20 protein-coding genes and 1 tRNA gene are annotated in these 25,168 nt (G+C 42.4%); 8 read left to right on the forward strand and 13 right to left on the reverse strand.

What is annotated here, in order from left to right; all coding sequences use genetic code 11:
- Positions 1 to 166: 166 nt before the first annotated feature.
- Complete coding sequence (locus J0L60_03285; protein ID MBN8545135.1) at positions 167 to 1,897, reverse strand: T9SS type A sorting domain-containing protein; 1,731 nt, start codon at positions 1,895 to 1,897, stop codon at positions 167 to 169.
- Positions 1,898 to 2,049: 152 nt separating this feature from the next.
- Here J0L60_03285 and J0L60_03290 point away from each other — a divergent pair, with 152 nt between their 5' ends.
- The 3 genes from J0L60_03290 to J0L60_03300 all read left to right on the forward strand — a co-directional run bounded on the left by J0L60_03290 (position 2,050) and on the right by J0L60_03300 (position 6,145).
- The gene (locus tag J0L60_03290) at positions 2,050 to 2,721 is read left to right on the forward strand and encodes a response regulator transcription factor (protein MBN8545136.1); all 672 of its coding nucleotides are present in this window, start codon (positions 2,050 to 2,052) and stop codon (positions 2,719 to 2,721) included.
- The gene (locus tag J0L60_03295) at positions 2,714 to 4,117 is read left to right on the forward strand and encodes a HAMP domain-containing histidine kinase (protein MBN8545137.1); all 1,404 of its coding nucleotides are present in this window, start codon (positions 2,714 to 2,716) and stop codon (positions 4,115 to 4,117) included. Before J0L60_03290 ends, J0L60_03295 begins: the two co-directional genes overlap by 8 nt.
- A 72-nt stretch (positions 4,118 to 4,189) precedes the next feature.
- Positions 4,190 to 6,145 (forward strand): tetratricopeptide repeat protein, encoded by a 1,956-nt coding sequence (locus tag J0L60_03300; protein MBN8545138.1) that lies wholly within the window; start codon positions 4,190 to 4,192, stop codon positions 6,143 to 6,145.
- Positions 6,146 to 6,231: 86 nt separating this feature from the next.
- Here J0L60_03300 and J0L60_03305 read toward each other — a convergent pair whose 3' ends face one another.
- From J0L60_03305 to J0L60_03335, 7 genes are all read right to left on the reverse strand, one after another.
- Positions 6,232 to 9,324, reverse strand: coding sequence for an efflux RND transporter permease subunit (locus tag J0L60_03305; GenBank protein ID MBN8545139.1), 3,093 nt, complete (start codon positions 9,322 to 9,324; stop codon positions 6,232 to 6,234).
- A complete protein-coding gene (locus J0L60_03310) occupies positions 9,324 to 10,505 on the reverse strand; it encodes an efflux RND transporter periplasmic adaptor subunit (protein ID MBN8545140.1) in 1,182 nt (393 codons plus the stop codon). Before J0L60_03310 ends, J0L60_03305 begins: the two co-directional genes overlap by 1 nt.
- An 83-nt stretch (positions 10,506 to 10,588) precedes the next feature.
- The gene (locus J0L60_03315) at positions 10,589 to 10,933 is read right to left on the reverse strand and encodes a hypothetical protein (protein MBN8545141.1); all 345 of its coding nucleotides are present in this window, start codon (positions 10,931 to 10,933) and stop codon (positions 10,589 to 10,591) included.
- A gap of 185 nt (positions 10,934 to 11,118) precedes the next feature.
- Positions 11,119 to 11,210 (reverse strand) — tRNA-Ser (locus J0L60_03320).
- 128 nt (positions 11,211 to 11,338) lie between these two features.
- Positions 11,339 to 12,286 carry a hypothetical protein gene (locus J0L60_03325; protein MBN8545142.1) on the reverse strand — a complete coding sequence of 316 codons (948 nt, stop codon included), beginning with the start codon at positions 12,284 to 12,286 and terminating at the stop codon, positions 11,339 to 11,341.
- Between the two features lie 206 nt (positions 12,287 to 12,492).
- Entirely contained in the window at positions 12,493 to 12,762 is a 270-nt protein-coding gene (locus J0L60_03330; protein MBN8545143.1) for a nucleotidyltransferase domain-containing protein, read from the reverse strand.
- Positions 12,763 to 13,158: 396 nt separating this feature from the next.
- On the reverse strand, positions 13,159 to 13,974 hold the full coding sequence (locus J0L60_03335) for a hypothetical protein (GenBank protein ID MBN8545144.1): 816 nt from the start codon (positions 13,972 to 13,974) through the stop codon (positions 13,159 to 13,161).
- 124 nt (positions 13,975 to 14,098) lie between these two features.
- On the opposite strand from J0L60_03335, the gene proC reads away from it, so the two are divergent.
- On the forward strand, positions 14,099 to 14,905 hold the full coding sequence (proC, locus tag J0L60_03340) for a pyrroline-5-carboxylate reductase (GenBank protein ID MBN8545145.1): 807 nt from the start codon (positions 14,099 to 14,101) through the stop codon (positions 14,903 to 14,905).
- Here the strand turns inward: proC and J0L60_03345 are convergent.
- The 5 genes from J0L60_03345 to J0L60_03365 form a co-directional block, all read right to left on the reverse strand.
- Positions 14,900 to 16,504 (reverse strand): ABC-F family ATP-binding cassette domain-containing protein, encoded by a 1,605-nt coding sequence (locus J0L60_03345; protein ID MBN8545146.1) that lies wholly within the window; start codon positions 16,502 to 16,504, stop codon positions 14,900 to 14,902. The two genes, proC and J0L60_03345, sit on opposite strands and share 6 nt — an antisense overlap.
- A gap of 338 nt (positions 16,505 to 16,842) precedes the next feature.
- A complete protein-coding gene (locus J0L60_03350; GenBank protein MBN8545147.1) occupies positions 16,843 to 18,243 on the reverse strand; it encodes an SLBB domain-containing protein in 1,401 nt (466 codons plus the stop codon).
- Between the two features lie 3 nt (positions 18,244 to 18,246).
- The gene (rfbB, locus tag J0L60_03355) at positions 18,247 to 19,260 is read right to left on the reverse strand and encodes a dTDP-glucose 4,6-dehydratase (GenBank protein MBN8545148.1); all 1,014 of its coding nucleotides are present in this window, start codon (positions 19,258 to 19,260) and stop codon (positions 18,247 to 18,249) included.
- Between the two features lie 38 nt (positions 19,261 to 19,298).
- Positions 19,299 to 20,066, reverse strand: coding sequence for a hypothetical protein (locus tag J0L60_03360; GenBank protein ID MBN8545149.1), 768 nt, complete (start codon positions 20,064 to 20,066; stop codon positions 19,299 to 19,301).
- A gap of 7 nt (positions 20,067 to 20,073) precedes the next feature.
- Complete coding sequence (locus tag J0L60_03365; protein ID MBN8545150.1) at positions 20,074 to 21,477, reverse strand: transglutaminase domain-containing protein; 1,404 nt, start codon at positions 21,475 to 21,477, stop codon at positions 20,074 to 20,076.
- A 188-nt stretch (positions 21,478 to 21,665) separates the two neighbouring features.
- On the opposite strand from J0L60_03365, the gene J0L60_03370 reads away from it, so the two are divergent.
- Genes J0L60_03370 through J0L60_03385 form a run of 4 tightly spaced genes read left to right on the forward strand, consistent with a single transcriptional unit; the run spans position 21,666 to position 25,165 of the window.
- Positions 21,666 to 22,505 (forward strand): T9SS type A sorting domain-containing protein, encoded by an 840-nt coding sequence (locus tag J0L60_03370; GenBank protein ID MBN8545151.1) that lies wholly within the window; start codon positions 21,666 to 21,668, stop codon positions 22,503 to 22,505.
- Between the two features lie 11 nt (positions 22,506 to 22,516).
- Positions 22,517 to 22,771, forward strand: coding sequence for a PqqD family protein (locus tag J0L60_03375; protein ID MBN8545152.1), 255 nt, complete (start codon positions 22,517 to 22,519; stop codon positions 22,769 to 22,771).
- Positions 22,768 to 23,802, forward strand: a complete 1,035-nt coding sequence (locus J0L60_03380) for an ATP-grasp domain-containing protein (GenBank protein ID MBN8545153.1) — start codon at positions 22,768 to 22,770, stop codon at positions 23,800 to 23,802. The genes J0L60_03375 and J0L60_03380 overlap by 4 nt, the downstream gene beginning before the upstream one ends.
- Before the next feature lies 1 nt (position 23,803).
- A complete protein-coding gene (locus tag J0L60_03385; GenBank protein ID MBN8545154.1) occupies positions 23,804 to 25,165 on the forward strand; it encodes an alanine racemase in 1,362 nt (453 codons plus the stop codon).
- Positions 25,166 to 25,168: the final 3 nt, after the last annotated feature.

Consider the following 25,168-nt stretch of genomic DNA (forward strand, 5'->3'; position numbering starts at 1 on the left):
GGCAGAGGGCTGAAGAGAGAAGGCTGAAAGTTTGAAATTATTCAGCCATCATCCTTAAAAAAAAAGCCCCCCATTTTCATGAGAGGCTCTTTTACAATTTTTGGTATTAATTATGATTTAGTCAAAGGGACAATTCATAACTTATAACTCATAAATCACAACTAAACTACTTCATTAAGATCATTTTCTTCGTAGCAAGATTTACATTATCGGAAACGAGTCTGTAGAAGTAGATACCGCTTGGTACTGTATAACCGGCGGCGGCTCTGCTGTCCCACTGATATTTATATGTTCCGGGAGCAAGTTCCTGATTCACAAGGATGTTCACGAGTTCGCCTGCTGCGTTGAAGATTTCAAGACGCATGTTGGCTGTTTTTGCTACATTGAATGAAATCGTTGTAGTCGGGTTAAAAGGATTCGGGAAGTTCTGGTTTAGAGCGAACTCTGATGGAACTCCTGATTCTTCTTTTTCGAGACCAACGATTCCCCACATTGCCTGATAGTATCTCCAAAGAGTATCTGCAAGCGCGATATCTGTTGATTCTGACCAGTCTGTAAGTGTTGCATCTGTGATACCGAAACCATAACCGGTTCCTCTTGTGCCTTGACCATTTCTGTGGCACGAAACAGCACATGTATTAATCTGACCACCGGTAACATTTGCATAAGTGATAGTCAGGTTTGGTCTGATTGGCATGAAGCTGTGGTTGGAAATGTCATAAGCTCTTGCAGTGGTGGCATTCTGAGTCATGTGGCAGTTAACGCACTGGCTGATTGACTGTGAATGTTTTGTATGGTTGTTGATACCGCCTGTTTCAGCAGCTTTGTCAGCATGACATGAAACGCAACCGACACCAGGTGTAAGGGAGTTGAAATCCTGTTTCAACTGATGTGACTGTGCTGTTTCCTGATGAGGATCATGGCAGGTAACGCATGTCATTCCAAAATTGGAGTTAAAGTGTTTGGCGTATTTGAAATCCATCGACTGCTGGTGGTGTTGTTTCGATGTTTTTCCATCGGGCCACAAGCCGCCTTTGTAAGTTACATATCCAGCGAGATCTTCGCCAACAGGGTAGGTTTTGCCGGTTACTTCATCATACGGATATTCGAATACTTTACCCTTGCTGGTTCCTCTGAAATGGCACTGACCGCAAACATCAAGTTTTCTGTCGTATGAAAGGTCGGTAAGTTTGTTGACATGGCCCGGTCCTGCGAATGCAGAAGGATGTCCGTGGCATGATTCGCAACCAACAACTATGTTGTCAGCGCTGCTGCTGTTTGCCCAGCCGTAAGTCCATGATGTGTCGGTGCCACTTACATTTACAGTAACTGTATTGGTGTTGTTACCCGGAACAACATGGCATCCGGCACAATTTTTATCCCATGATTTTGCACGGAAAACATTGTCCTGAGGTTTCAAAGCACCGGTTGATGTAAACCAGTTCTGAGGATTGTAAGCCGCCCAGTTTCCGGTGGAGTTGTCAAGATATTTCTTGAGGTTCCACTGTACAGGTGGAATGTAATAGCTTAAGCCAATTTTTACGAGGTATCTCTGTTTCCAGCCACCACCGTAGGTGTATTCAACTTTGTATTCAACCTGTGATCCTGAGACAGGATTTAATTGTATGAAGTAATCTGCTCCTGAGGTGCGGAAAGTAACGGTAGCGTTTCCATAAGCAGCACCCATCGAGACGGTTTGTGAATAATCACCTTTCATGGTCTCGGTAGAAGGGAGAAGATGGATTTTCGAGTGTAATGTCGCTTTCCACGAATTAAAACCGGGGAAAGTACGGAGCGTTCCCTGATGACACATCTGGCAGGATTGTACTCCAACATAATTTTGTGCATTGGCTGCAAAAGTAAGTGCAACCAGCAACAGGGTTAGGATTCTTTTCATTATTTTTACCTCTTTATGAGAAATTGATCGCTTTCAATTCAAACTTAACTCTTTTTAAGATATCAGCATCATAAACAAATATGAAAAAATATTCATTTTTTATTCTCATCGTTATTAAATATGTTTTTGTGTCAATAACTGAAAATTATTAAATGAACATCCTAATTGTCGATGATGAAGAACAACTTACCCTCTCCCTGAAGAAACTTTTTCAGGAGGAAGGGCATAATGCAACCATCGCTTTTGACGGCGAAAGAGGGTGGGAATTGCTGCAAGACCTGAAGTTTGATATTATAATTCTCGACTGGGTGATGCCAAAACTGAACGGAATCGACCTCTGTCGCAGAATCCGTAAGGAAGGCATCTCGACCCCTGTTATCCTTCTGACCGCAATGGGAAATGTCTCAAATGTTGTCGAGGGCCTCAACCACGGTGCAGACGACTACATCACAAAACCCTTCTCTTTCGAAGAACTGATTGCAAGGGTGATGGCTGTCAGCAGAAGATACGACAAGACAAACGAGGTGATCCATTTCGATGTTTTCTCTCTCGATCTTCTTGCCCGCACACTTGAGTGTAGTGCCGGGAATATAAAACTCACCGAAAAAGAATTTGATATCCTTAAATTCTTTCTCGAGAACAGAAACAAACTCGTTTCAAAAGAGAACATTATCAAAGGGGTCTGGGGGCTCGATTTCATTCCCCAAACCAACTTTGTAGAAGCTTCAATAAAAAACATCAGAAAAAGACTCGCAGAGTTTTCTGAAAAGAAATTTATAAAAAATGTCTATGGCGAAGGCTATTTTTTCTCGGTTGATGAATAAAATCAGAAGCGTCTTTACTTTTTCTGTCAGAAACATCTTTTTTTGGATACTCTTCCTTTTCATCTCCTTTTTCATGATTTTTTCCGTCTTTTCGATTTTTTCGATCAGGAAAATTTTGCAAAATTCGGTCGATAACAGCCTCAGGCACGAAACTGAAAAACTCCTGAACACCCTCGCTTACGAGAAAGATTCCATCAGGATTGTCAGTAATGTCGAACTTGCCGAAAGGGATTTTCACGAGATCACACAGCACCCCTTCCTGCTACAGATTTATGATTTGAACGGCAAAAACCTGCTTTTAAGCGAAAACATTACCAAATTTAATCGAATCGAAAAACCCCTGGCTGATCCAGTGGAACTTCCGCTGTACGATGATATGGAAATCGGTGAAAACAATCTCAGAGTCTATTACTCTGCGATCAATTCCAAAGAGGGTAAAAAAGCGATTCTCCAACTCGCTACTCTTAACAACGAACTCTTCAGAAGGCTCGACGAATCGATTAAGTATCATGCATTCCTGATTCTGATAACCATTCTGGTGATAATCCCCCTCTCCGTTTACATCTCCCGGCGAACTTTCCGTCCCGTTGAGGAAATAGTCAACATCGCAAAATCGATTTCTGCGAACAATCTGAACGGCAGAATCGAAAACAAAGCTGAACCCGAAGACCCCATCGGCGGACTCCGCGACACTCTTAACCAGTTGTTCAACCGGCTTGAATTTGAGTTCTCACAAATAAGCGGCTTCAACAACAATGCTTCACATCAGTTGATGAATCCCCTTACTGCAATGAAAACCGAAATTGAATTTGCCATGCGAAGGGAGAGAACCAAAGAGGAATATATGGAGGCTTTCAAGGTACTCGATTCTCAAACCGAAAAAATGATAGCCATTGTTAAAAAACTTCTCACTCTCTCAAAAATTAAAATGGAAGGGGAGAAAAACGGCTCGATTATCAATCTTTCAAGAATCGTCGAAGATTCCGCAGGAAAGGACAATAAAAGAATTTTATCGGAAATCGAACACTCGGTGTTTGTGAAAGGGGATGCAGATCTCATTGCGATGGTAGTTGGAAATCTGGTCGAAAACGGTCTGAAATATTCTGATGAAAGTGAAAAAGTAGTGCTCGCTTTAAAGCGGGTAAACGGCTCTGCATCCATTATTGTCGAGGATAACGGAATTGGAATCCCCGAAGAAGAGAGAGAAAAAGTCTTCACAAGTTTCTATCGAGCCACCAATGCCGAAAAATATGGCATTAACGGGTATGGACTTGGTTTATCCCTCGCCAAAACCATCATAAACGGGTTTGATGGCAATATTGCACTCACCGACAATTTCCCCAAAGGAACAAGAATTACGGTTACTTTTCCTGTAATTAATGTAGAACAGGATTAAAAATTCTGATTTTTCTGGTTTTATTATCGATTGGAAATTTTGTAAGTTAATTATATGAAAATACATGATTTATTGAACAAGCTGAAAATTTCCGTTTTCTGTCTTCTGCTGTTTACTCCGCTGATTCTTGCCCAACCCAAATTAGACAGTGTTCTCAGATCAATACAATCTCTCGACGACACTTCCAAAGCAGGCATTCTCTCCCGCATATGCTGGGACAACAGAACCAATAACCCCTCACTCGCTCTGAAATTCGGCAGGGAAGCTTTTGGTATTTATGAAAAACTGGGCGATGCCAAGAACAAGGGTTTGCTACTTGATTATTTCGGGGTAATTCATTCGGAAACGGGGAATCTTGACTCTGCTTACTACTATTACAATGAGTCGTTCAAGTATGCCAAACTGGTCGGCGACTCCACTCAAATAGCCTACTCCTACAACAATCTTGGTGACTATTTTTTCAAAAATGCACTCTATTCCGCTGCTCTCGAAAATATGATGCACGCCTTTCATATTTTCGAAAATATCGGTGACAAGCAAGGAATGGCTTATGCCCTCAACGACATAGGTGAAGTGTATCTGACGCAACAGGACTATGCCAAATCCCTAGATTACTTTATGAGATCCGCAGCTCTAAGAATCGAAAGAGGTGACAAAAGAGGTCATGCAAAGTCGCTGATAAATATCGCTAACGCTTACACATATCTGGGTGAACTCGATAAAGCCAAAGAAGCCTTTTTAAAGGCTATTGAACAAAGCAAGCAAATTAATTATTCCAAAGGTATCTCTCAAGCTCTTCGAGGCATGAGTGATGTATACTTTAAGAAGAATGATTTTAAAACCGCTCTCGATTATTCCCTGAAATCGATCGAAATCGATAAAAAAATAGAAAACAAATACGGGGAGATAATCAATACCAACAGGATTGCCAAAATATACATGGAACTCGGGGATCTGGTTGCCGCTCAGAAATCCCTTGACTATACAAAATCAGAATCTCAAAAAACAGGTCATCAGGATCAGTTAATGGTCGCCTACGAGTACCTTACTGACCTCGCTGTGATGCAGGGTGATTACAAGCAGGCTTATATTGCTCTCAGAGAACACGCCCTTCTGAAAGACAAAATATTCAGTCAAACTACATTGAACAAGATAGCCGATCTGCAAACTGCTTTCATGACCGAAAGAAAAGACCGTGAAAATGAAATCCTCAGAAAAGATGTCGAATATCAGAAGGTGACGACTTCCTTTTTGATTATTGTTTCGCTTCTCGTTTTAGGAGGAATTATCCTGATGATCCTCCGCTATAAGTCGGAGAAAAAAGCCAAACTCCTTCTGGTAGAATTAAACTCGTCTAAAGACAGGTTCTTTTCCATTCTGGCACACGATCTTAAAAACCCGTTCTTCGCTGTAAAAAATCTTGCTGAGATTTTACACGATGACTATGAGGAGATGGATGACGCTGAAAGGAAGGAGATGGCAAAGTCTATTAACAAAACCTCGGGACATCTTTCTCAACTCCTGAACAACCTCCTGACCTGGGCGAGAGCTCAGAGGGGAGAACTTGTGGTCAACCCTGCCGAGTTGAAGGTTTCTGAAATATTTGCCACCGTTATGGAATCATTTGAACCTTCTGCATCTGCCAAGAAAATTAAGGTGGTGGCGAAATCGCCTGAGGATGTAACATTTAAAGGCGACAAATATATCCTGGAGACAATTCTGGGTAACCTCCTCAACAATGCGATAAAATTTTCCTATCCCGACAGTTCCATCTTCATGGAAGCGATCAAAAAACCGGACTCCCTGGAGCTCTCTGTACTTGACCGCGGCACCGGAATGGACGAAGCTGTCCGCAAATCCCTTTTCGATAACAGTCCAAACGAGTCAGCTCCCGGCACCGGAAATGAAAAAGGAACCGGGCTTGGCTTAAAACTGGTTAAGGAACTCGCCGATATCCACAAATGCACACTCTCCGTGGAATCGGAACAGGGAAAAGGGAGCAGGTTCACACTGTCCGTGCCGGTTTAAACCCTTGAATCCTCCATCAAAAATCCGGGATGATCAGCCTCGTCGCGTTATAACCATAAGCTCACGCTGTTCCCCTCTGTTGTTCTCTAAGAATCCTTTTTCTCAAACCATGGATAAAAAGCCGGAATCAAAACAAGTGTCAGCAATGTTGAAGAGATTAACCCTCCGATTACAACGGTTGCCAGCGGTTTCTGTATTTCAGATCCGGCACCCGTGGCAAATAGCATTGGAATAAGACTTGTAATTGCTATCAATGCTGTCATTAACACAGGTCTCAAGCGTGACATGCTTCCTGTTTTGATTGCCTCATGAAGTTCCATCCCATTTTCTTTCAGATCAGCAATATATGACACAAGTACAACACCATTTAACACCGCAACTCCAAATAATACGATAAAACCAACTGATGCAGGAACAGATAAAAACTGCCCTGAAATGTACAATGAAAACACTCCTCCTATTAATGCAAATGGAAGATTTGACATCACCAACAGCACTCGCCTGATTGATCTGAAAGTAACAAAAAGTAATAAAAATATTAAACCAACCGCCAAAGGCCCAATTATTACCAGTTTTTCGGTAGCTCTCTGTTGGTTTTCAAATTGCCCACCCCAGGAAAGATAATATCCTGAAGGCAGTCTGACACCTTCTTTGAGCTTTTCTTTCACTTCTGCAACAAATCCACCCATGTCTCTACCACTTATATTCAATTCTATCCCGATCCTTCTAATACCATCCTGACGGCTGATCTGGACAGGACCTTCGATAATCCCTATTGTTGCCAACTGTCGAAGTGGAAGACGGTTTTCCGTTTTGGTCGGGACCATGATATTACCAATTGATTCGACCGAATTCCTGTATCTCTCAGGAAGTCTTAAGACAATATCAAAACTTCGATTTTTTTCAAAAAAACGGGAAGCTGTTTTTCCCGCAATCGCAATTTCAATAATATTTTGCACATCACTTATATTCAGTCCGTACCGAGCAATTTTACTCCTGTCAATTTTGACGGTTAGATATGGTTGCCCGCCTACTTTTTCAGCCATAATATCTTCCGCTCCATCAACAGAGGAGAGAATACTGACTATTTCCCCAGCTTTGAGTTTAAGGGTATCCAAATCTTCTCCAAAGAGTTTGATGATCAATTGTGACTTTGTTCCGGCAACCAACTCATCAATTCTGCACTGGATCGGTTGACTGAATCCAAATCCTATCCCGGGGATGGTTTCAAGCGATTCACGCATTCTGCCAAACAACTCTTCCCGCGAAATATCTTCCTTCCACTCACTTCTCGGCTTCAGTATCCCAACAAGTCCCGTCTTATCAACACCCCGGGTATCAAGAGCTGTGCTTGTCTGCCCCGTTTTACTTACAACTGTTCCAAGTTCTGCAAATTCCTTAAGTTTTTTTGAAACAAGTTTGTTGATTTCCATTGCTTTATCGAGAGAGACACCGGGCAACAACGCAACATCCGCATCAAATGCTCCTTCGTCCATAATGGGAATAAACTCTGTTCCCAACCTGGTGAAAGTAAAGAGTGCAGCCGCCAAAAACAAAAAAGCAACACCCAGAATAATTGCTTTCTTCCTTTGGGCAATCTCAAATATCCTCAGATAGTACCTCTGAGCATATTTCATAACAAAACTCTCTTTTTCAGGCTGAGCTTTTAAGAAGATTGAACACAACACAGGAGTTATAAAAATTGATATCAAGAGAGAGCATATAATCGCGGCTCCTACTGTAAGGGCAAGCGGTGCGAACATCTTCCCTTCAATCCCCTCGAGGGTGAGAATCGGGATAAATGTGGTTGCTATGATTATTTCGCCGAGGATACTTGGTTTCCTCACTTCAAGCACACCCTTAAGTACTGTGGAAAGTTTTTGAGAATCACCGTTTGATTCACTCAAATGTCTTTGAACATTTTCCACTTGAATAATCGCTGCGTCAATGATTATACCAATCGAAATTGCGAGTCCACCAAGCGACATCAAATTTGCGCTTAAACCAACAACTTTCATCACGATAAATGTTGCACACAAAGTTAATGGCAGAGCAATTAGAACTACAAGGCTTGCTCTGAAACTTCTAAGCAAGAGATAAAGAATCAAAAGGACAAGAATTGCTCCTTCCATTAACGCCCTGTTAACTGTGTTTACACTGGCGTTTACAATCTCTGACCTGTCATAATAGGGTACAATTTTTAATCCGTCCGGAAGCACATTACCTGTGTTGATTTCTTCCACTTTCTCTTTTACCGCTTCCACAACCTCTCTGCTGTTCTCCCCCCTGAGCATCATTACAATTCCTCCAACAGCTTCCTGCTTACCATCTATCATGGCTGCACCGGTTCTTACAGCTTCTCCAATTTTAATTTCGGCAACTTCCCCCAAAAGAACCGGTGTTCCGTCCGATGATTTAAGCACTATATCCCTGATATCATTCAGATTTTCAATCAATCCCACCCCACGAACAATATATTGGTCGGAGTTCTTCTCGAGAATATTCCCACCGACATTCTGGTTGTTATTCGTAACTGCAGCAAAAACATCATTTGCCGAGATATCGAACTTTACTAATTTTTCAGGACTTATATTCACCTGATACTGTTTAAAGTATCCCCCAAATGAGTTTATCTCATTCACCCCATTTATACTCTTAAGGAAAGGAGTGATTACCCATTCTTGCAGAGTCCTCAATTCAGTAAGATATTTTATTCTTTCTATTGAATCCGCTGGGGATTTCCCCTCAATTGTATATTGATATATCTCACCCATCGCCGTGGCGACTGGACCCAAAGTCATCTCCACGCCTGCAGGCACCTGTTCCCTGGCTTCGGCAAGTCTTTCGAAAACAAGCTGCCTTGCAAAATAGATATCAACATTATCTTTGAAAATTATAGTCACTATCGAGAGACCAAATTTGGTAACCGATCTTAATTGCTCAACATCGGGCAAACCCCGCATCGACATCTCAATAGGATATGTAACATCCCTCTCTATTTCAATAGCAGACAAACCGTCTGCATGGCTAATTATTTCGACTTGATTGTTTGTTACATCAGGGAAAGCGTCAATGGGGAGATTGATATAAGAATATATCCCAAGAACAGCAATTACAAGGGAAACAAATACCACCAATCCTCGTTGATTAAGTATGAAGATTACTATTTTTTCAAGCATTAGTGCGCATCCCCTTCAATTTCTTCCTTCTTAAGCTCTGATTTTAGATAAAATGAACCCTTAGTAACCACTTTCTCGCCTGCTTTAAGACCTTTAGTAATCTCAACCTTTTCATCCAAATGAAATCCGGTTTTTACAATTCGTTTCTCGAAAAGAGTGTCATTAATCTGGACAAAAACATACTCTTCCGACCCCTCTTTCACGAGAGCCTCAGAATCCAGCATCAAGGTTTCAACTTCTTCTCCAATACGGATAGTCATCTCGCCAAACATTTCCGGTTTAAGTTTGCCTCCTCTGTTCGGAATCTCACCCCGAATAGTAATTGTGCGGGTTTTTTCATCAACCGTCTGACCGATATTTATAATATTGCCGGAAAATTCCTCATCATCATAAGCAAGGGTGACAAAGGTTAGTTTCCCTGTTTTTACTATTCTGTTTATATCTTTTTCATAAACCTGCCCGTCAACCCAGACACTGCTTGTATTTAAAATCCGCAAACCATTTGAAGTTGATTCAACAAGTTGACCCGTAACCAGGTTTCTCTCAACTACAGTCCCGTTGATCGGCGATTTTATGTAGAGGAGTCCCGAAGAGTGCAGGGCATCCCCTTTTACATCAAAAACATCCTTGTCTTCAAGCCCGACAGCATGTATTTTTTTATCTTCAGCATTAAAATCTGCCAGTGCCCTGTTATATTCAGCGTTAGCCTGGTCCAGCATTTGTTGTGAACTGAACCCTTTCTCGAATAATGTTTTTTCTCTCTCAAGAGTCGATTTTGCGAAATCCAGATTTGCCTTGGCTTTTATCAAACCGGCTTTTAGTGCGCCAATTTCCAGACTTTCGATTGAGAAAAGGACCTGCCCCTGCTTGACATTGTCTCCAACATTTACATAGACCTTCTTAATTCTTCCCTGTACCAGTGATCCGATCAAGGCTTCAGAGTTTTGGTTTGTTACAATTTTGGCAGGTATACTTAGAAACCCTTTTGCATTCGTCAGTTGAAGGGTTTCGACCTTTAGTCCAATATCTTTTTGAACCGCTTTTGTTAATTTAATTTCGATCGCACCACTTTTTTCATCGTGATGTTCTTCTTTCGTAACCTTTTGTTCATCCCCGGAACAACCCACAAGGATAAATAAAAGCATCGTAATAATTGAGTACATTTTTAGTGAAGAATCCAATTTTGCTCCAAAACAAATAAAACAGTGAAAGCCCTTCAAAAGAAGAGCGAAAAATCATAATTAAATTGTTGTTTTAGGAGAGGCTAAATCAGAAGTGCACGATTTCGGATACAGGCGGATAACGAAGAAGGATTATCTACAGAGAAGTTGCTTTCAACACCCGTTTGTTTTCTAAAATCGCAGGCTCTGTTTCCTGAATTGATAGTAACAGAGAGATACTCATTTATCTCCAATTTGGGGTGAGTTAACTTAAAGGAAACACCGGCTGTGTTGGTTACCTGAACGATTTCACAATGGTCATGTTCTGAATGATTTCCATGATCATAATTAAACAGTCCAAGTTCGGAGTGAAAAAAGGAAAAAAGGAAAATCGCCAGAACCAGCGTCGGGATGAAACAAGAGTACCGGCGGAATTTGAAAAATCTCATTCGGAAAGATACGAATTAATTTCTAATCAGTCAACAGTTTTGCATTACAAAAAAGACGCCTCGCTTTTGGAGCAGCTTACATGAGCTGTGAGGGGGCGGATTCTCCCCAAGGGATGCCGTTGGCAGAACCCGCGGAGGGGCAGGTCCCTTTAAAATAAAAAAGTCCCCGTTTCAGGGGACAAAACTGGCGGAGGGGGCGGGATTCGAACCCGCGGTAAGGTATAATCCCTACGACGGTTTAGCAAACCGTTGGATTAAGCCACTCTCCCACCCCTCCGGAAAGGGATAAAGTTAGACCACAAATATAGGTCTTTTCTCTCAAAAAGAAAAATGGAAAGTTGTTTGCCCCGGATTGAAAAGGGCAGCCGCATTCGAGACTGCCCGTATTCCAAGTTTTTCAGCCTGTTAACGATAGTTTGGTACAGTATTCTTCACGGCTCCTTTTTTATAATAAGCAGACGATGTAATGCACCTGTGGAGAGGGTCTGACTTCTCCCCCGAGAGCTCCTCGTTTATCGGAATTTTACCATTGACAACCGGGAAGGTAAAATCGACAATCGGATTCCACTGGTTTTTATACTGGTCGCTTGCATAGATCACAATTCTGTACTCGCCGTCCTTGGCCATTACTTTCGGTTTGAAATCCATTGTGTAGGCAACAGATTTTCCGAATTTTCTTGTTTGACCCGGGTAGCTGGTAAAATGATCGTACTGTTCGGGACCTTTTGTAACCAGCACTTCACCATTTTTGATCACTTCCGACCTCAGTTCCATGGTTCGCTCGTATCCGTCGTTGTTTTCCCAGAACCACTTTACATCGGTTGGACCTGCAAACCAGAATGACACAATACCTCCGTTTGAACCGTCATCTTCATAGATGTATGCGATGTCCTGCCAGGGACCGGTGCAGGCATACCTTGCCTTTCCGGCTTTCACGGTTTTAGTGATTTCGAAAGGAGTTTCCCAGATCAGTTTCCCGCCGGCGTAGATTTCAAGTTTATAGTTTGCCGGTGCGAAGACGGGCAGCTTGTCGAAAGCTGTAGTTGGGTGACCTGTTGGTGAGAATTTAAGACAATCTGTTACTTTTGCCCATTCACCGTCGTAGTTGGCGGTAAACTGCCATGTTGCATCTGCAACGATCTTACCATTCATATCTTTGATGGTAGTTTTTAGTTCTTCCCCGCTTTGCATCCCGAGAATATTCCATACAGTCTTGGGATACCATCTGCCGTCATCCATAAAATTGAGTATGGATTCTGTGACGGTGGTAAGTGTCGGACCCTTTGACCCGGCACTTGAAACACTATTAAACGCGACCAGAATCATGAACGAAAACAGTAACAACCTTTTCATGTTTCACTCCTCGAACAAGTTTAAGTTAGGTCACCCGTAACTTAATAAATTTATCGGAAAAAAGGGTGAAACAAGGAGGTTTTTTTTGAGAAGCGGAAACATGGTTCCACAGATTACACGGATTTGGCACGGATTTCACGGAGAGTTTTTTGGGACGCAGATACACGCAGATTAGACGGAAAAACGCAGATGGGTGGAGGGATTAATCAGGTATAAATTACTTTGCCATGTTGCTTGATATGATTTATGAAGTCGGATTCTTTTGTAATATCGACTATATCAACATCAACACCAATTTCATTTTCAATTTTCCCGGCAAGGGCCAAAGCCTCCCAACCGCTAATTCCTTCAACGCCCAGATCAATATCTCTTGCTTCATGCAGGTTTTTGGCCGCACTTCCAAAAAGTAAAATTTTTGTCACGCCATTTTCCTTGCAAATTTCTATCGCACGGGCGAGTTTTTTTTTGGTAACCAATTTTCCTCCGATCCAAAAGTGATTTAGCGTTACAAATTTAACAAAAGCAGGAGAATAAAAAAATCTTGTTCGGAATGTATGTGTTTCTGAGTTTTCAGACAAAAGAGAGTAACCCCTGAATTGAAAAATTTATTGATAAAAATATGAAAATTGGGTTTTTTTGAGAGGCGGAAGAATGGTTCCACTGATTACACAAAATAAACACGAATCTTCAAGGAATTCTTCTTGAGAACGCAGATGCACGCAGATTGGGCAGAAAAACGCAGATGATTTAAACTAGTCACCTTGCTTCAGAGTTATAATTAGTCCCTTAGATTAGCGAAAATCCTCTACTAAATTATTCATGATATCGAACTTGGAGTTAAGCCAAACTCCTAACACTCAGAAAAAATCTCCTTACTTCCCCAACACAACCTTAAACGAGTATTTAAGCGGTTCAAAGTTTGGTCTTTCACCACCACCGGGACGGGTGCCGCCGTGGTTTCCTTTACCTCCGCCGCGACCCATGGCACCGCCACCGGGTCTTCCTTCACCGTCACCTCCCATGCCGCCACTGGGACGAACGCCCTCCATCTCGAATTTCCCTGTTTCAAATTTGAGGGAAATGTTGGATGGCTTGGCGGAAAAGAGTCTTTGTGAGATGTCATCACCTGAGAGGGGGATTTGCATTTCGATAACAAACTGCCCCTCGTTCATTCCGAAGCTACCTCTCAAATACTTTCCTTTTGATGCTTCTGAAGTGTAGATTGGATATTGATCTTTTGTGATGACCTGAATCTGGTCGTTGGTTCTCTTCAAAGCAGTGACAAATTCAGGGAGCTCGGGTAGTTCTTTTTTGTTACCGGCACCGCGGATTTCCCTCAAGTCCTCGGTAAGTGGTTTCATCGGATATTTAATCCCAAGTTCTTCGCCGTCATCACTCTTTATCCAAAGTGTAAGTCCCTGCATTAAAATTTTCATCGCATTTGCGCGGTCGGGAGTAACAACAAGGATGTAAAGTGACTGTGCATCGTTTTTGAATCCGAATGCCATTTTACCATCGTCAACTTGAGTGAGATTTCCAGCCCAGTCGCTTCGCTCACCATTAACCTGAACGGGGCTGTCAGTTTGCTTGCTCATCACTTCGATACCCGAGGAGCAGGAGGTAAAAAGTAAGGTTGAAAATATTATGAGTGTGTGGAAAATCAGGGCGGTTATGTTTGGTTTTGACATTATTCTCTCGATCTTTTTTATGAAAGTTAGACCGTTGCATGGAAATGAAAGTTTAAAGAAAATAGAGCAGTTAATCAATAATTTCTTTTATTTGCGGTCAAAATATTAACAAAAAGGCAAAACATTGAACAACAAAAAAGTCGCAATAATTGGAGCGGGAAATATTGGTTCCGCAATTGCATTGGGCATAAATGAATCGAAATTGATAAAAAGTGAAGACATCATCGTCACCAGACGGAGCCTCGAAGGTTTGAAAAAGTTTGAACAGATTGGTATGACGGTAACAACCGACAACAAAAACGCTGTTGAGATGGCTGATCTGGTTGTGGTGGCGGTTACACCCAAGGAGCTGAACGGGATTCTTGAAGAGATTGATTCTGCACTTGTAGAGGGAAGGCATGAAGTAATATCGATTGTCTCCGGTGCCTCGGTAAAGGATATGAAGTCACACCTGACCAAAAAGGTGCCCGTTATCCGTGCCATGCCCAACACTGCCGTTGCGATAAGAGAATCGATGACCTGCCTCTGCGGGGATTCCGAGGATAAAGATGCACTTGACAGAGCGGTAAAACTGTTCGAACCTCTGGGTGCAGCAATTGTGATCAGAGAAGACCTTATGGTTCCGGCAACAGCTCTTTGTGCCTGCGGTATTGCATTTTTCCTCAGGGCGGTAAGGGCAGCTTCACAGGGTGGAATCGAAATCGGATTTCACGCCGAGGATGCACTGTTTATGGCAGCCCAGACAGCCAAGGGAGCAGCCTCACTTCTTTTGCAGAAGGGAACCCACCCCGAAGGTGAAGTGGATAAAGTGACCACTCCGCGCGGCTGTACCATCGCCGGACTGAACCAGATGGAACACTCGGGATTCAGTTCCTCACTTATAAAAGGTATTGTCATATCGGCCGAAAAAGCGGAAAAACTCTACTCATAAAAGTTCATCCATATCAACAACCATTGTAAGGTCACACCCGACAGCAAAATCGTCATCGTGAGTGATTATTACAAGAGTACCGGGGTATGAACCGATGGCTTTTTGCAGCATTTCAATTCCGGTCAGGTCGAGATTGTTTGTCGGTTCATCCAATATCAGGAGGTCAGGGGGTTCGTTGAGAGAAACAAGAACCCCGACTGCTGCCCTGATTAACTCACCTCCGCTGAGAGAACCCGTCAGTTTGTGACAGTCATCGCCATAAAATCCGAGTCGTCCGAGTCTGATTCGCGTTTCGGTCTCGTTAAATTTGCCTTTGTTTCCCGAAGCTGCATTCTCGAGTATGGTTTTTGACCTGTCGAGGAAGGAAAGTTTCTGGTCGAGATAAACTGTGTTTACGGGGAGGATGTGTATCTCCCCGAGAACATTCGTTATATCACGGGTGAGCACTTTACAAAAAGAGGACTTCCCGGAACCGTTTGATCCCGTTACGCGGATTCTTTCGCCGCGGGAAATTGTCAGGTTCAGAGGAAAATCCCAGAGTATTCTGTCATCAAAATTGATATTTAACCCGGTACAGGCGAATACAACTGAAGAATTTTTCCCACCTGATGAAAAATCGAAGGTGGTTTTTTTCTCTTTCCTTATTCTCTTTTCTGCCTCGGTAATTTCTTCTTTGGCTCTCACGATTTTGGCAGTATGAGCCTCAATTTTCTTTTTAAGGGTTTTTTCGCCTGTCTCTTTCATTTTTCCGAGCATAATTTTAGGAACCCCCGAATTTTTTTTTGAATCTCCCGCCCGTTTGCTTTTTGCTGTCTGGTCGTGAATTACAGCCTCTGCCTTCGAAATGTCGTTGTTCAATTTTCGCTTTTTCTCCTCAAACATTCTGATAGCGGCTTCTTTTTCCGAGTCAGTAATTTCCTTATAGAGGTCGTAGTTTCCGCCAAAAATCCTGATGCCGGCTTCCGATATTTCAAAGATTCTGTCGACCCTCCTCAACAATTCCCTGTCGTGTGAGATAACGATCAGACCTTTGTTTTTTGGAAATTCTTCAATGAATGAGAAAACGGCATTTCGTCCATTTTTGTCGAGGTGGTTTGTCGGTTCATCGAGGATTACAAAGTCGTAATCATTCATGAAAAGGGAGGCAAGGCGGGCTTTTATGATCTCACCCCCGCTCAGCGTGGAGACAGGAGAAGCACCCGAAAACCCGGTTAATCCGGTCTTTGCCAAAGCTTTTTGAATCTTTTCCTCAATTTCCCAGTCATCATCAAGTTCGATAAAATCCGCTTCTGTTCCGCTTCCTGCGGTGATCTTGAGATAAGCGAGATATTTGAGTTCGACTGCCAATAGTGAGGCTACGGTGTCACCTGATGATTCGAAAAACTCCTGTTCAAGGTATATTAATTTTTCCGGGCGGGTTACACTTCCTGATGAAGGGACGATCAAACCGGCGGCAATTTTGGCGAGTGTGGATTTCCCTGAGCCGTTGCTGCCGACAAGTCCCGTTACTCCGGGATTGAAGGAGATGGAAATATCGGATAAGAGGGTAAAACCGTTTGGGAAAACAAGCGAAATGTTTGATACAGAGATTCGGGACATAATAACTCCATTGCTAACATGAATTGTTAATTGTATTTAGCGGTGATGGGGAGTTATATTTTCACTTTATGTCCTTTTTGGAAATGATTACAGTTGCAAAATTAAGATTTAAAAACAAAAATCTAAAAAATTTTCGGTTGAAAGGAATAATTTATCAACCGGCGGCGCTAACGGTTGTAAAAAAGAGGATGATAGCTATTAAAATAAGTGCGATTGTGAGTAATACTGTTTTCATTGTCTGGTCTCATGCGTTGTTATGACTTCATGTTTTTAGACCAGGACAACTTAAAAAAGGTTGCAGGGGGAACGGAATTTTTTTCCCGCTCCCCGTGTCAAAATCATTTCATCACATTTATGAAGAGAATTGCGAGGGTGGCGATGTTGCCAATGATTCCCAGTACGAGAGCCGTATCACCGAGATAAGACCAGAACGAACGCTGAGCCTCTTTCGGGACATAGATATAGTCGCCCGGCTCGAGAGAACCCCTGAATTCCGAAGCCTTGTGCCACTGTTTTGTGTTCCCTTTGATGACCATGATGTCATCGGCATTTGCATAGTCGTTTAATCCCCCGGCCTGACGGATGTAATACTGAAAATCCATTCCGGGAGAGTATGGAATCCAACCCGGATAAGGCACCTGCCCGACCATGTTTATTCCAATCGGAAGGCTGGAGACCACAATGATGTCACCCATCTGGACACGATAGTTTTCATAGAAACTTCTCAGGGTGTCATTTTTAACCGTCAAATCTATCAACTGGCTGTTGTTGTAAAAATTCAATTGAGCTTCGAGTTTGAGGTATGAGGTATCCCTCTCGTTCAGACCGGAGAGTCTGTAAAGGTTAAGAAAATCGAGCGAACTCAACTCAGCCATAAATTTTTGAATATCCACGACATTTTTATCCTCCTGCATATCCACTTTTTCTCTTGGAGCATCGACACCATAGTATGCACGGATAACGCTTGAAGGGAGGTTTTTGCTTTTTAACAGGCGGATATTGTTAAGCGAAGCAGTTGGAGTCAGTCCTCCCGCGAGTTCGAGAGCATCCTTGAGGGTTTGCTGTTTTCTTCCAAAAGGGACATAACCGGGTCTGTTTACTTCACCAATAACAAGAATTTTAAAGTCATCCATAAATGGTTGTTCATCACCAACCACAATCCGGTCACGGTTTTGCAGTTTAATGTTTGAAGTGGTGGCGACGCGAATTTTTTCCATTTTTGTTCTGTCGTAACTCAACCTGTAGATGGTAGTGGAGTCGTAACCCTGGAAAGCGGAACTGTTTCCGAGTGCGTAATAGATGGCATCCTGCAGATTGTCGCCATCAATGAAGTGGTACCTGCCTGCGTTGTTTACGGCTCCCTCGATCTCGTAATATATTGCCTTAAAATCCGCAATCGGAAGGATAATCACATCATCATTTTTAAGGTAAGGGTTCTGGTTGACATCGCCGTTAATCCGGAATTTCTGTATGTCGATTGTAAGAATCTCACCTGATTCCCTCTTCAATTTTATATTTCTGAGGCAGATGGTGGCCTTTTCCACAGCAGCATTATACATTACTCTGGTGAGGAACTGGTCAACTCTCTCACCGGGTGCTGCGGGAAAAGAGCCTGCAAGCTGAGGGTTCCCAACGATGCTGACACTCAGCTTCCCTTCGTTCACTCCCATCGGGGTTTTGTCTTTTTGGGCCACGAGAAGAGGCGAGAGGAGGAAAAGCAACAAAAGGAATTGCTTCATCAACTACCTCTTTCCGTATAGTTGTGAGTAATATTTCTCATATTCGCCTGAAATGATCCGTTGCCACCATTCTTTGTTGTTCAGGTACCAGTCGATTGTTTCACCGATTGCGGTTTCGAAGGAAAATTCAGGTTTCCAGCCGAGTTCAGTTTCAATTTTGGTGTTGTCGATGGCATAACGACGATCGTGTCCGGGTCTGTCTTTCACATACTCGATCATCTCTTCACCTTTTCCGAGGTGATTCAGAATAAGTTTAACGATTTCGATGTTGGTCATTTCGTTTTTTGCACCGATGTTGTAAACCTCACCGGGTTTACCTTTTTCGAGAACAGTTTCAATTGCATAGTTGTGGTCGAGAACATATATCCAGTCTCTTACATTCAATCCGTCACCGTAAACGGGAAGTTTTTTCCCGTTGAGAGTATTAATAATCATCAGCGGGATAAGCTTTTCGGGGAACTGGAAAGGTCCGTAATTATTCGAACATCTGGTTGTAAGCACAGGCATGCCGTAAGTGTGATAAAATGCCTGAACCATCATATCGGCTGCAGCTTTGCTTGAGGAATAGGGGCTGTTTGGTGAAATCGGTGTGGTTTCGGTGAAGTAGCCTGTGGCTCCAAGGGAACCGTATACCTCATCAGTGGAAACCTGCAGGAATCGCTCCACTTCAAATCTGCGGGCAGTTTCGAGAAGTACATTTGTTCCGATTACATTGGTTTCATAAAACACTTTTGAACCGAGTATGCTTCTGTCGACATGTGATTCCGCAGCAAAATTGACGACGAATTTTATTTTGTATTTCTGAAAGACATATTCAACCAGTTCAGGGTTCGCAATGTCACCTTTTATAAATCTGTAATTTTTATGATTTTCAGAAGCCTTAAGATTTTCGAGGTTGCCTGCGTAGGTCAGTTTATCGAGATTAACTATAAAAATGTCATCTCTTTTTTTCAAAAGTGCATTAACAAAATTGCTGCCGATGAAACCTGCGGCTCCTGTAACCAGAATGTTTTTCATACTAAGAATAATCCTTGAAATTTAGATAATTAAAAAAATCAATAAAAGAAAAGACCAGCCAGCACCCCAACCTGAATAAAGAAGGAGTTACCCTTCACATCATTTGCGGGAAAATTATTAACTGCCACTCCGTTGTCAGCCTTCCATGTCTCACCAAAAAGGGAGAATGAATAACCTGCTCCGACTCTCAATGAGATCAGCGGATGAAGCAGGATGTCTGCATTCAGAGTGGGTGCCAAAACCATGTAGGTATTGGTATATTTCCTTCCGAGGCTTTGTGTGGTGCCAAGGGGGTCATCTTTGAAAGTTGTGAGATCGGAATTCCAGTCAACAGCTCCCTTGTGTCTGTAAATCTCGATATCCTGACCACCAATTCCAACTATTCCACCTATGGAAAGTGCCCAGTTTCTGATGAAGGGGAGTGAATATTCGAGCGTTACGCCTGCAAAAGAATTTGAATAGCGGGTTTCTTTCTCGAATCCGTTTACGGTTCCTTTAGAAGAGGTACCTGAGGTCATCCCGATTCCACCGAGCCGAAGGTGTTTTATGACGCCAATATAGACGAATCCGCCTCCGCCTGAAAAGTAGGAAGATTGTGAGAGATCGGGTGTGCCAAATCCGGCGAGTGCACTGTTCAGTTTTGCAAGATCGGTGAACATTATTCCACCGAAGTAACCACCACCTCCACCGAACGGTGAATCGAAAGCAGGGGCTCTCTCGATCGGTTCGTAGTCGTCTTCATCCGTATTTTGAGCCCAAACAACGCCAAGGGAAATAAAAAGGAGGAGTAAAAGTTTTTTTAACACAAATGCCTCAGTTCTCTGATGTATAATCTAAATAAATGTTGTAATTCCACTTGTCGAAGTAGAGGTTTCCGCCTCTCCACTCAACTTCACCCCGCTGGAAATCGATTGTTTCACTTCGCGGGTGGATTTTTGCCGGGAAGAATTCTCCTGAGAAATCATCGTTCACTATAAAATGGTAGTTATCAGTATTGCCAAGATAGTAATATCTGACAACAGGATCATCGGAAGGTTTCAATTTGAACGATTGATCCACCGGAATCCAACCTGTCTCATTAAAGTAAACCTCCGCCCAGTCGTGAAGGTTCACCTCCGGCGGGTGGAGCATCCATCCACTCTGCCATTTTGCGGGAATTCCGTTCATTCTGCAGAGTGTTATGAAGAGAAGAGACTGAATTCCGCAGTCGCCGTGCATGTTTTGGTAGCAATAGGAAGCAATATCGGGTATGGTCGAGTATTCGAGAGCACCTGCCCACGGGATGTTGTCGTTGATCCACTCGTAAATAAGTTTAAATTTCTTTATGGGTTCGGTTTCTCCTCCGATAATTTTCGCCGACAGAGCCTTCAGTTCATCAGTAAAGGGGATATGCGGCAATCTTTCGGCTGTATAAATGTCATACAGGTCGGAAGAGGTGTCAATGGTGTATTTTTTTGTAAAATCGATGTTGTTAAATTCCGAGTAGGCTCTGTATTTGTATTCCACTTCAAAAACCAGCGGACTGTCTTTTTCTGCGGGTGCTTCAAGATAAACGGAACGATGAGTCGTTGTATAAGGAGAAATTACAAAATTTTCATAATTGGCTGAGATAAGCTCCACACCCGTCTGTCTGTCACGAACCTCAGCGGGATAGGGTAGCCAGCAACGCACAATTTCACCCGATGGTACGGCATTTGGTTTAACCGTAAGAGTATATTTTACCTTGATCGTTACCGGTTTAACGAGCCTGTTGTCCCGCTTTTTGCTCTCTTTTATCACATCGGGGAGCAGATCGAGCAGAAATTCATCGAGAAGATCGGGTGATTTCCCTTCAACTTCTTCCCATCTTTTCTTTGCTTCCTTGTCAATTCTGAAAAGATTTCGCGCAGCGAGCTTAAAGTATTTTTTCTCACCGTCAATCAGTTTCACTTCGAGAGCCCTTTTTGCTTCCCATGCATCCAACTGTTCATTGGTAACGGCAGGATAGTATTTAACGAGAAAAGCTTTAACTTCCTCTCTCGATTTCGTAAAATCCTTTTTTATCCGTTCCATAAGGTCGAGGGTGAACCTCAAGTCATAGACCTGAGACGGCGAGAGTTTACTGTCCGAAAGGAGACCGTAAATTTCTGAAGCGGCTTTCTTAAACTCTCCGTTTTTAAACAGATCATCAACATTTTTAAATCCTGATTGAGGAAACGATTCAAATGAGAGTAGCATCAAAAAAAAGACCGCTGTTAAAATTTTCATTTGGTACCAAAAAAATGGGTGACTTTATTCAGTTTAAACCTTGTTCTGTAACTTTCTGTCATACAGACACAAAATTAAACAACTTGATGTATTAACTTTGCATCATTAAAAAAACTACTTTAAATAACAAAAATACGATTTAATAAAAGGCTATTAAAATGAAAAAATATTTGCTGCTTTCATTTGCACTTTTTTCATTCACACTTCTGCCACAGTTTCAATTACAATGGACTTCTTCGGGGCTTCCCTACTCAAAGCTTTCGGGATGGATGAACTTTGAGAAACAGGGAGATAACTGGTTAAAAAGAATTTATACTATCGACAGCACACGGTTCGATATAATGCAAACCGGCTTTTCAACAACTGTGCAGTACTCATACATTTTTAGCAATCCCGAGAGACTTGCAGGGGCACAGTTGTATTCACTGCAACAGGATTTAAATGGGAACGGCTTTGTAGATGCCTACATACTTGCTTACAACGGAGTTTCCACCAATTACAGACAGTCCTTTAAAATAGTTGATCTTGCATCCGGTGATGTACTCATGGAAAAGAACGACCCGAATTTTTATTACAATTATCCCAGTGTCTCAGACATAAACAATGACGGTTTGCTGGAGTTGGTAGTTGTAAAGTATGAATATCCACTGTTTGGTAATTTTTTCTACGAAGTCTATTCAACGGGCGCAACAGGAGTGGGTGCTGACGGAAAGATCGAATACGGTTTTAAGTTAATGCAAAATTATCCAAACCCCTTTAATCCCGAGACAAAAATAGAATTCAGTCTTGAAAAAGCATCTCCTGTTTCGCTCGTGGTTTATGATATGAACGGAGCTAAAGTAAAAACATTGCTTCAAAATGAAATGCCTGCCGGCGTACAAAGCGTTCAATGGGATGGTTCAAACGATTCAGGAATACGGGTGCCTACCGGTGTTTATATGTACACACTCACCACGGGCAACACTTCCCAAACAAAAAAAATGATTATTCTTAAATAGGAGAAATATATATGCGTCAGTTTGAAGTGCCCGGATATGCTGCTGTAAGTGATACAGGTTTTGTGTTTCTTGGAAATACCGGTGAAACCTTTAATATGAATGAGATTGCGAAAGAGATATATGAAATGATCCACCGGAACCATAATACCGATGAGATATTCACTTACATTCTTCAAAATTATGAAGTTGACAAACAAACCTTTGAAAGAGATTTCGAAGATTACATTAATCGATTATTATCTTTCGGACTTGTAAAAGAGATATGAAAATAGCAGTAACCGGCTTAAACGCCACAGATAATCCCGGTCCCGGTATTCCGGTAATGCGAAGCCTGCAAGAGGCCGGTATCCCCGACCTTAAATTAATTGGCTTAATTTATGATTCCCTTGAACCGGGGATCTATATGGATAATGCGGCTGACAAGTGTTACCAGATTCCGTATCCCTCCTCGGGGTTGGATGCTTTATACGACAGGATAGCTTATATCCACAGTATCGAAAAAATCGATATGATAATCCCTACACTTGACAGTGAACTCTATGGCTTTGTGAAGCTTGAACCGAAGCTGAATGCACTCGGCATCAAGACATTTCTGCCAACGGTAGAGCAACTCAACATCAGAGGGAAGGACAAGTTGTTCGGCTTTTGCAAAGCGAACGGTATAGCGGTGCCAAAAAACACCCTCGCAACATCCATACAGGACCTCTACTCGATCCCCTCGGAGTTCAGCTACCCTGTGGTTATAAAGGGGATATTCTACGAGGCTTACATTGCAAACAATTTTGAAGAGGCAACTGCCCACTTTAAAAAACTTGCGAATAAATGGGGCTATCCAATAATTATCCAGGAGTTTGTAAAAGGTTCTGAATATAATGTGGTTGCTCTCGGTGACGGCGAAGGCGGAATGACCGGAGCTGTACCGATGAAAAAACTTTACATAACCGACAAGGGGAAGGGGTGGTCGGGAGTTACAATCACCGAGCCGGCACTTCTTGAAATATCGAGGAAAGTAATCTCGAAAATCAAATGGAAAAGCGGGATGGAACTCGAGTTTATGAAATCTGAATCAACGGGTGAATACTATCTCCTTGAAATTAACCCAAGATTCCCCGCATGGGTATATCTGGCACCCGGTGCGGGACAAAACCTTCCCGCTGCTATGGTTAAAATGGCTAACGGTGAGAAGGTTACCCCTTTCACAGATTATACAGTCGGTAAAATGTTTGTAAGATGCTCATGGGACCTCCTCGCAGATGTCTCCAAACTTGCTCAAATTTCCACTTTAGGAGTTATTTAAAATGGCAGATAAAAAAAGATACGAACGCCCCGTAGTGCTGAAACAGTTTTCGGGATTTATGAATAAATTTGGTTCAAGACCTGTAAATACACCAAAAACAAATATTGATGGAATTCCTGTAAGTGAGCTCACTGCAAAATATGGCTCTCCTCTTTTCGTTATTTCTGAAAGAAAAATCAGGGAAAATCAAAAGAAAGCTAACAGAATATTTAAAACCCGCTATCCAAAAGTGCAGTTTGCATGGTCATACAAAACAAACTACCTGAATGCAGTCTGCTCGGTTTTCCATCAGGAAGGTTCATGGGCGGAAGTGGTGTCAGGATTTGAATATGACAAGGCACGCCGTCTTGGTGTGAAAGGGGAACATATCCTTTTCAACGGTCCCGATAAGGACAAAGTATCACTTAAAAGAGCAATAAACGAAGGTGCAAAGATACACATCGACCACTTTGATGAACTTTATGACATAATTGAGCTTGCTGAGGAAACAGGGAAAAAAGCCCAGGTGGCTATCAGGGTTAATATGGATACAGGAATTTATCCAAAGTGGGACAGATTCGGCTTTAACTATGAGAACGGTGAAGCAAAACAGGCTCTTCGGAGGATTATTACTTCCACCGGCTTAAATCTTGTCGGACTGCATACCCACATCGGCACCTATATGATGAGTGCTGACGCTTACAAAATTGCCGGCGATAAAATGGTTGAACTCGCATCCTGGCTCAAAAAAGAGTACAATCATGTTCTCGACTATATAGATCTCGGGGGTGGATTTCCATCGAACAACACACTAAATGGTCAGTATCTCCCTGCAGAACAGATTTTACCATCCATTGAACAGTTTGCGGATGCAATTACAACTTCCCTGTTGGAGCTCCCTTATGCGAAAGATGAATTGCCGATGCTCGTTCTTGAAACGGGAAGAGCCCTGATCGACGACACAGCACATCTTCTCTCAACTGTTCTTGCCATGAAACGGCTTTCAGACGGCAGAAGAGCCATGATAATCGATGCAGGTGTGAATCTGCTTTTCACACGATTCTGGTACAAACACCAGATCACCCCCGCTCAGGACAGTGGAATGATGACCGAAGATACTGCCATCTACGGACCGCTTTGCATGAATATCGACTGCATTGCGGAGAGTATTACACTTCCCGTTATGAAAAAGGGTGATCAACTGGTTATAGATTATGTCGGTGCATACGATATGACCCAATGGATGCAGTTCATCCAGATGAGACCGAATGTGGTCATGATCATGGAAGATAAAACAGTCGAACTGATCAGAGAAGCAGAGACGATTGACTATTTGATGACAAACGAAAGAATCCCTGAAAAACTTAAGAACTTCAAACTGTAAAGG

The sequence above is a fragment of the Ignavibacteria bacterium genome, from assembly GCA_017302895.1.
Taxonomy (GTDB): Bacteria; Bacteroidota; Ignavibacteria; order Ignavibacteriales; family Ignavibacteriaceae; genus UTCHB3.

Coding starts and splice junctions, on each gene's coding strand:
- J0L60_03370 (MBN8545151.1), top strand. CDS start 21,666: ATGAAAAAATATTTGCTGCTTTCATTTGCACTTTTTTCATTCACACTT.
- J0L60_03350 (MBN8545147.1), bottom strand. CDS start 18,243: ATGAAGCAATTCCTTTTGTTGCTTTTCCTCCTCTCGCCTCTTCTCGTG.
- J0L60_03290 (MBN8545136.1), top strand. CDS start 2,050: ATGAACATCCTAATTGTCGATGATGAAGAACAACTTACCCTCTCCCTG.
- J0L60_03345 (MBN8545146.1), bottom strand. CDS start 16,504: ATGTCCCGAATCTCTGTATCAAACATTTCGCTTGTTTTCCCAAACGGT.
- J0L60_03295 (MBN8545137.1), top strand. CDS start 2,714: ATGAATAAAATCAGAAGCGTCTTTACTTTTTCTGTCAGAAACATCTTT.
- J0L60_03305 (MBN8545139.1), bottom strand. CDS start 9,324: ATGCTTGAAAAAATAGTAATCTTCATACTTAATCAACGAGGATTGGTG.
- J0L60_03375 (MBN8545152.1), top strand. CDS start 22,517: ATGCGTCAGTTTGAAGTGCCCGGATATGCTGCTGTAAGTGATACAGGT.
- J0L60_03325 (MBN8545142.1), bottom strand. CDS start 12,286: ATGAAAAGGTTGTTACTGTTTTCGTTCATGATTCTGGTCGCGTTTAAT.
- rfbB (MBN8545148.1), bottom strand. CDS start 19,260: ATGAAAAACATTCTGGTTACAGGAGCCGCAGGTTTCATCGGCAGCAAT.
- J0L60_03315 (MBN8545141.1), bottom strand. CDS start 10,933: ATGAGATTTTTCAAATTCCGCCGGTACTCTTGTTTCATCCCGACGCTG.
- J0L60_03335 (MBN8545144.1), bottom strand. CDS start 13,974: ATGTCAAAACCAAACATAACCGCCCTGATTTTCCACACACTCATAATA.
- J0L60_03385 (MBN8545154.1), top strand. CDS start 23,804: ATGGCAGATAAAAAAAGATACGAACGCCCCGTAGTGCTGAAACAGTTT.
- J0L60_03285 (MBN8545135.1), bottom strand. CDS start 1,897: ATGAAAAGAATCCTAACCCTGTTGCTGGTTGCACTTACTTTTGCAGCC.
- J0L60_03365 (MBN8545150.1), bottom strand. CDS start 21,477: ATGCTACTCTCATTTGAATCGTTTCCTCAATCAGGATTTAAAAATGTT.
- J0L60_03380 (MBN8545153.1), top strand. CDS start 22,768: ATGAAAATAGCAGTAACCGGCTTAAACGCCACAGATAATCCCGGTCCC.